The 5,528-nt window shown below is 64.7% G+C and carries 7 protein-coding genes; 2 read left to right on the top strand and 5 right to left on the bottom strand.

The window, feature by feature from the left end:
- Positions 1–34: 34 nt before the first annotated feature.
- On the top strand, positions 35–1,228 hold the full coding sequence (locus DBR22_RS22310; RefSeq protein WP_258229399.1) for an McrC family protein: 1,194 nt from the start codon (positions 35–37) through the stop codon (positions 1,226–1,228).
- 15 nt (positions 1,229–1,243) lie between these two features.
- Here DBR22_RS22310 and DBR22_RS22305 read toward each other — a convergent pair whose 3' ends face one another.
- A complete protein-coding gene (locus tag DBR22_RS22305; RefSeq protein WP_108600776.1) occupies positions 1,244–2,902 on the bottom strand; it encodes a sensor histidine kinase in 1,659 nt (552 codons plus the stop codon).
- A gap of 100 nt (positions 2,903–3,002) precedes the next feature.
- Here DBR22_RS22305 and DBR22_RS22300 point away from each other — a divergent pair, with 100 nt between their 5' ends.
- Positions 3,003–3,776, top strand: coding sequence for a response regulator transcription factor (locus DBR22_RS22300; RefSeq protein WP_181365291.1), 774 nt, complete (start codon positions 3,003–3,005; stop codon positions 3,774–3,776).
- On the opposite strand, the gene DBR22_RS22295 is transcribed toward DBR22_RS22300, so the two are convergent.
- The 4 genes from DBR22_RS22295 to bsaP all read right to left on the bottom strand — a co-directional run.
- The gene (locus DBR22_RS22295) at positions 3,749–4,159 is read right to left on the bottom strand and encodes an Hpt domain-containing protein (protein ID WP_108600774.1); all 411 of its coding nucleotides are present in this window, start codon (positions 4,157–4,159) and stop codon (positions 3,749–3,751) included. The genes DBR22_RS22300 and DBR22_RS22295 overlap by 28 nt on opposite strands.
- 210 nt (positions 4,160–4,369) lie before the next feature.
- Positions 4,370–4,846 carry a very short patch repair endonuclease gene (locus DBR22_RS22290; protein WP_108600773.1) on the bottom strand — a complete coding sequence of 159 codons (477 nt, stop codon included), beginning with the start codon at positions 4,844–4,846 and terminating at the stop codon, positions 4,370–4,372.
- Between the two features lie 88 nt (positions 4,847–4,934).
- Positions 4,935–5,369, bottom strand: coding sequence for a pyridoxamine 5'-phosphate oxidase family protein (locus DBR22_RS22285; protein ID WP_108600779.1), 435 nt, complete (start codon positions 5,367–5,369; stop codon positions 4,935–4,937).
- Positions 5,370–5,441: 72 nt separating this feature from the next.
- A partial coding sequence (gene bsaP / locus DBR22_RS25290; RefSeq protein WP_441296258.1) for a biotin synthase auxiliary protein BsaP occupies positions 5,442–5,528 on the bottom strand: 87 nt, incomplete at its 5' end.

The raw sequence follows: 5,528 nt of genomic DNA, 5'->3' as shown, positions 1-5,528 counted from the left end.
GGCGGAACGCGGCACTGGCAAGGCTGCCAGGCACCTGGTGCTGGACGAGCTCTCCGGCGGGATCGTAGAGCGCTTGGATTCCGGCACCGCGGCGTTCGTGAACTCCAGCGGCCTGGCCAAGGCTTCGCCGATGGGTATGGGCCTCTACCGCATCGAGCCGGTGGGGAAGGTGGGGTCAGTCCGCACCTCCACGCTTCAACTCGATGTGCGCCCCAAGGACCGGCTGGGCCTGAGCCGGCTGCTGTTCCTGCTCGGCTATGCCGGCGAGCAAGGCTTCCGTCCGGATTCCGTGGCCGCCGCCGAGGACCGTGAACTGTGGAGCGCGCTGGCTGAATCCCTCGCCCAGCTGGCGGAGCGTGCTTTGGGCCGCGGCGTGCTTCAGGGCTACCTCACGGTGGATGAGTCGCTGCGGACAGTGAAGGGCCGCATCAGGATTTCGGACCAGATTTCCCGCCGCCCCGGCATGCTGGTGCCGCTGGAAGTCTCCTACGACGAGTTCACGGAGGACATCGCCGAAAACCGCATCCTGCGGGCTGCGCTCGAACGGATGGGCCAGGTCCCGCGGGTCAGGCCTGAGGTCCTGAGCCGCCTCCGGCAACTCAAGGGAAAGCTCGACGCCGTCACTCGCCTTCCGGCCGGAGCCCCGCCACCGCCGTGGACGCCCAGCCGGAAGAACGTCCGCTACTACTCCGTCCTGCGCCTGGCAGAACTGATCCTGCGCAAAGCCTCCGCCGAGGCAGGCGAAGGCAAACAGCAGACAGCTGCGTTTGTGGTGGACATGGAGCAGGTGTTTGCCGATTTTGTCAGCACCGCCCTCCGCGACGCCATGGCCGCATACCCGGGGGAGATGCGGCTGCAGTACAACGCACTCCTGAGCGAGGCCGTCAGGGATTCGGACCGGCTCTCCGTGCGGCCGGACGCCGTCCACATGCTGGGCGGCCGTCCCGTGGTGGTCTATGACGCGAAGTATAAGGCCGCCGCGGATCTTGGCGCATCCCTGACCGCCGACCATTACCAGATGCTGGCGTACTGCACCGCCCTCAAGGTACCCACCGCCTGGCTGGTCTACGCAGGTGCGGGCGAGGTCAAACTGCGGCGCATCCTGAACACGGACATCGACGTCGTCGAGTTTCCGCTGGATCTGTCGCGGCCGCCGTCGGAAATCCTGGCTGCCATCGGCGAATTGGCAAGGCAGTCGTGGGGCGAAGTGGTCCGCGCCGCCCGCTAAACCCCCACGCGGAACCTAGACCGGCACCCGGAACGTGAACGTGGTGCCATGGCCCAGCGTGCTTTCCACATCGATGGTTCCGCCGTGGGCCTCCACAATCGCCTTGCTGATGGGCAACCCCAGCCCCACGCCGGGAATGGCTGTCCGGCGGACGTTGGAGGTCCTAAAGAACTTGGTGAAGACCTCGGCCTGATCGGCAGGGGTCATGCCCATGCCGGTGTCGCTGACCTGGCACGTGAGATGCCCGTCCTCCTGCATCAGGGCAACCACCACATTGCCGCCGTCGGGCGAGTATTTGATCGCATTGGAGACCAGGTTGTCCAGCACCTGGGAGATGCGCGGGCCGTCGACGTGGGCCTCCAGCTGAACTGGGATGTCCGTCTCCAGGACCACCCTGGAGGAGTCGGCCCTGGGCTGGGCCGCGGACACGCTGGCCCGCACCAATTCAGCCACATCCACAGGGTTCGGCTTCACGAGAAGCTGGCCGTTCCTGCTGGCGAGAAGGTCAGAGACCAAGGTGAGCAACCGCTCCGAATTCCGCTTGACGATCTCCAGGGGCTGCTGCTGCTCCTCGTCCGGGCCGTCGGCCAGGAGCAGTTCCACATAGCCGAGAATCGAGGTCAAGGGTGTCCGGAATTCGTGGGAGACGCTGGAGACGAAGTCGTCCTTGGCCGCCAGGGCGTCCACCAGGTCCGTCACATCGCTGAACACGATCACGGATCCGGCGAACGTCCCGTCAGCATCCTTCATGGCGCGGGCGGAGGTGCTGATGGCCCGCTGCTGAGGCCCGGCGCCCAGCCAGACCAGGTAGTCAGTAAACGTTTCGCCGAGCACGGCCCGGCGCACCGGCCGGTCCGCAACAGGGACGGGGGTGGTGCGGTCCGCCGCGAACACCAGCAGTTGGGACTCGTTTGGATCTGGGATGTCCTGGGGCGTGGCGAGCACGTGGTTGGCCCGCTGCTTCCGGTTCATCAGGATGTCGTGGCCGTCGGCATCCACGGCAAGGACGCCAACGTGCACGGTATCCAGGATGGTGTTGAGGAGGGCCTCCTGACGCAGGGACTTTTCCAAGCCGGCCTGAAGCTGCTGGTCCTTCTCCTCCAGGGTCCGCTGCTGGCGCATCATGCTCTGCGTCAGGACACTGACCGAGACTCCGATCCCCAACATCATCAGCGGAATGAGCAGGGCCTTGGCAAGGCTCGGACCGGACACATCCCCCCGCACGAAGAGGGGGACCCAGATGATTGCCAGCGGTCCAACAAAAGACAGCCACCGGGCAGTCCTGGGGTAGTAACCGGAGGCGCAAAGCCAGATCACGGGGAACGCGGCGAGCAGGCTGAGGCCGGTCAGGCTGTCCTGGCCGCCCTCCCGCCCCACTCCGATGGACACAAAATCCAGCAGCGGAATGAGCAGGAAGCTCGTGAATGGCAGCCGGTCCCAGGGAACCAGAAAGCACAACGCCGTAATGACCAGCTGGGAGACCAGGAACGTCACAAACAGCGGGTTCTCGAAGACGCCAGGGAAAAACGCCAAAACCAGGAACGTCGTAAAGAGGGCGGTGACGGACAGCGGTGCCTGGCTCAGGACCACCCGGGATGTCAGGGTGTTCTCGTGGAAGGGCCGACGGAATGACATCAGCCAGCCCAGGGCGCGCGGCGCGGCGGACTCACGCATAAATTCCGGCCTGAGATGGGACGATAGGGAGACGCATACCAGCAGGATATCGGCAGCGGGCTATACTTCTGACGTTGTCAAGCTGGCTGAGGGGGCTGGGATGAGTGAAGCACGAGTGGGGCTGGTCATTGAGGATGACCAGGATATCCGCGAACTTGTACGCACGGTCCTGACCCAGGCAGGGTTTGAGGTGACGGTGGCCAGCAGCGGCCACGAAGGGGTTCTGGCCGCCAAGACCTTGAATCCTGACGTCATCACGCTCGACCTCGGGTTGCCGGACATTGACGGTTTTGAGGTGTCCCGCCAGATCCGCGAGTTCTCCGATGCCTACATCGTGATGCTCACGGCCCGGGCGGATGAACTGGACACGCTGATCGGGCTGGAGTCCGGCGCGGACGATTACCTCACCAAACCTTTCAGGCCGCGCGAGCTCCGCGCCCGCATCGCTGCCATGATGCGCCGCCCCCGGTCCCTGCCGGACCAGGCCGACAGTGTTCCCGGTACGGATCAGCCCGTTGACGCGGCCGCCACCGCCACCGGCGACGGAACCTATAGCCACAACGGCCTGGACCTGAGCTACGCCTCGCGGTCCGTCACAGTGGACGGTTCAGAACTGAACCTGACGCGGACCGAATTCGAATTGCTCTACGCCCTGCTTGAAGCGGGCCGGACGGTCCGGACCAAATCGGATCTGGTGCGCAGGCTCCGGGACGAGGATTACGACGTCGGCAGTTACATCAGCGAGGCAGACGAACGTTCAGTGGAAGTCCACATGGGAAACCTGCGGAAGAAGCTCGGTGATTCACCGCAGCGCCCGCGCTGGCTGCAGACAGTCCGCGGCGTGGGCTACCGGCTGGCGCCGGCGGAGCGCTGAGATTGCAACCGGTGCACCGTTTGGCGGCTGCAATGGCTGATTGGCTTAAGGTATGTGGCGGCCAGCCGGGGCAGGGCAACTGAGGGATCCATTCCCAGTGACTCCTCACGGATGGAGCGCTCCAGGGTCATGGCCAGCCCGGCGAGCCGTTCGGCGCCCACCATCTGGCTGGATGTCTTCAGGCTGAGGATGGCGTCCACGGCCCCGGCCAGGTCGCCGGTGGTCAACGCGAGCCGAAGCCTGTCGATCCTGACGGGCAGGTAGCCGATGAAATTCCCCACAAAAACGGTGCTGTAGCCCTCGTCCTCGTCCAGTTCAGCCCGCAGCCGGTCAAGGACTGCTTGGTCTACCAAGGGCCGCCCGGCGTCGTCGGAGGGTGCCATTATTGTCCTTTCCGCTGGGGTTTGCCACCCCGGAAAGGGGGCGGCGCCGTCGGGCATTGCATCCACTTTCAGACTAAGACTGTTATGTAAGCCCGGCATGGCTCAGCACCAGGAATGTGGCTTTACTGAGGAGACTGCGGGTTTACCTTCAGGAGTTCAATCCTCGCGGGCGCCCATCAATTCGGGAGGCGGCAAAGGGTCAAGATTGACTCAAGTTCCGGCGGCGGGCTGCAACAGCGGCGGGGAACCAGGCGCACCCGCAGCAGCGGCGCCGAGGAAGCGCACCAGCTGGGCTTCGAGGGACGAGCCGTCTTTCAGCTCGCACTCCCAGACGGTGAGCACCTCCCAGCCGGCGTCCTCCAGCAATCGGCGCTGGGATGCATCGCGGTGCAGGGTGCGGGTGCGCTTGGCTTCCCAAAAAGCGGCGTTGGCTTTGGGGGCATGCTGGCCCACCCTGCAGTCGTGGAAATGCCAGAAGCAGCCATTGACGAAGATGACTTTGCGCCGCCCTGCGAACACCAGATCGGGACGGCCCGGCAGGCTGGTCTTGCCGGCTTTTCCGTGCAGGCGGTAGCGGTAGCCCTTGGCGTGGAGCAGGCGGCGCACCAGCAGTTCAGGCTTGGTGTTCTTGCCCCTGATCCGGGACATGTTCCAGCTGCGCTGCTCGGGAGTCAGCCTGTCCGCCATGATTCCAGTCTAGAAGCTACCGGCTTGAGGGGTTACCGGAGGTACCGGTGCAGTACTACCGGTGGAGTAGCACCCGGTGGAGGAGAGCCTAGATCTCGCGCTCGGGCTGCTCGCCGAACTGGAAGTGGCGGCCGCTGACGGAGCGGGGTTCGATCTCCACATAGAAGTCCTTCAGCGTGGGCACCCAGGTTTTGAGGCCCAGGCTCTCCACCTCGGCGAGCTCCGCGGAGTTGCTCAGGACGCGCGCCGTGCCCCGGACCACTACCGACCATGCCTCGTCCTCGAGGATGCCATCGGTTTCCAGGAGCACGGTGGAGTTGATGGTCAGCTGGGCGAGCTTGTTTCCCGGCGCTGTGCGCAGGTAAAGCTTCCGTCCCGAGGCAAGGTAGTTGACGGGAAAGATATCGGGTTCGCCGGCCACGGAAACCACCAGGCGGCCGTGCTTGGTGGCCTCCAGGAGTTGCCAGGACTGCGCGTCGTCGAGCTCGAGGACAGGGTTTCCATCTGCGTGGTTGAACATCATGTGGGTCATTCTTCTACGATCCGTAGAAGAATGCTAGGCCTCCAGTGAAATTTGCTCGGTGGCCGGAAGTCTTCAGCCGTTGAAGCTGCCGTGGCGGGAGCAGCTGGCCCACCACTTCAGCGGTGCTACCTGAACCTTGAGGCGGCGTCCGCACTCGCG

The organism is Arthrobacter sp. HMWF013 (assembly GCF_003061105.1).
Taxonomy (GTDB): domain Bacteria; phylum Actinomycetota; class Actinomycetes; order Actinomycetales; family Micrococcaceae; genus Arthrobacter.
This window is presented reverse-complemented; position numbering and strand designations above follow the sequence as displayed.

Coding starts and splice junctions, on each gene's coding strand:
- DBR22_RS22305 (WP_108600776.1), bottom strand. CDS start 2,902: ATGCGTGAGTCCGCCGCGCCGCGCGCCCTGGGCTGGCTGATGTCATTC.
- DBR22_RS22290 (WP_108600773.1), bottom strand. CDS start 4,846: ATGGCGGACAGGCTGACTCCCGAGCAGCGCAGCTGGAACATGTCCCGG.
- DBR22_RS22285 (WP_108600779.1), bottom strand. CDS start 5,369: ATGATGTTCAACCACGCAGATGGAAACCCTGTCCTCGAGCTCGACGAC.
- DBR22_RS22300 (WP_181365291.1), top strand. CDS start 3,003: ATGAGTGAAGCACGAGTGGGGCTGGTCATTGAGGATGACCAGGATATC.
- DBR22_RS22295 (WP_108600774.1), bottom strand. CDS start 4,159: ATGGCACCCTCCGACGACGCCGGGCGGCCCTTGGTAGACCAAGCAGTC.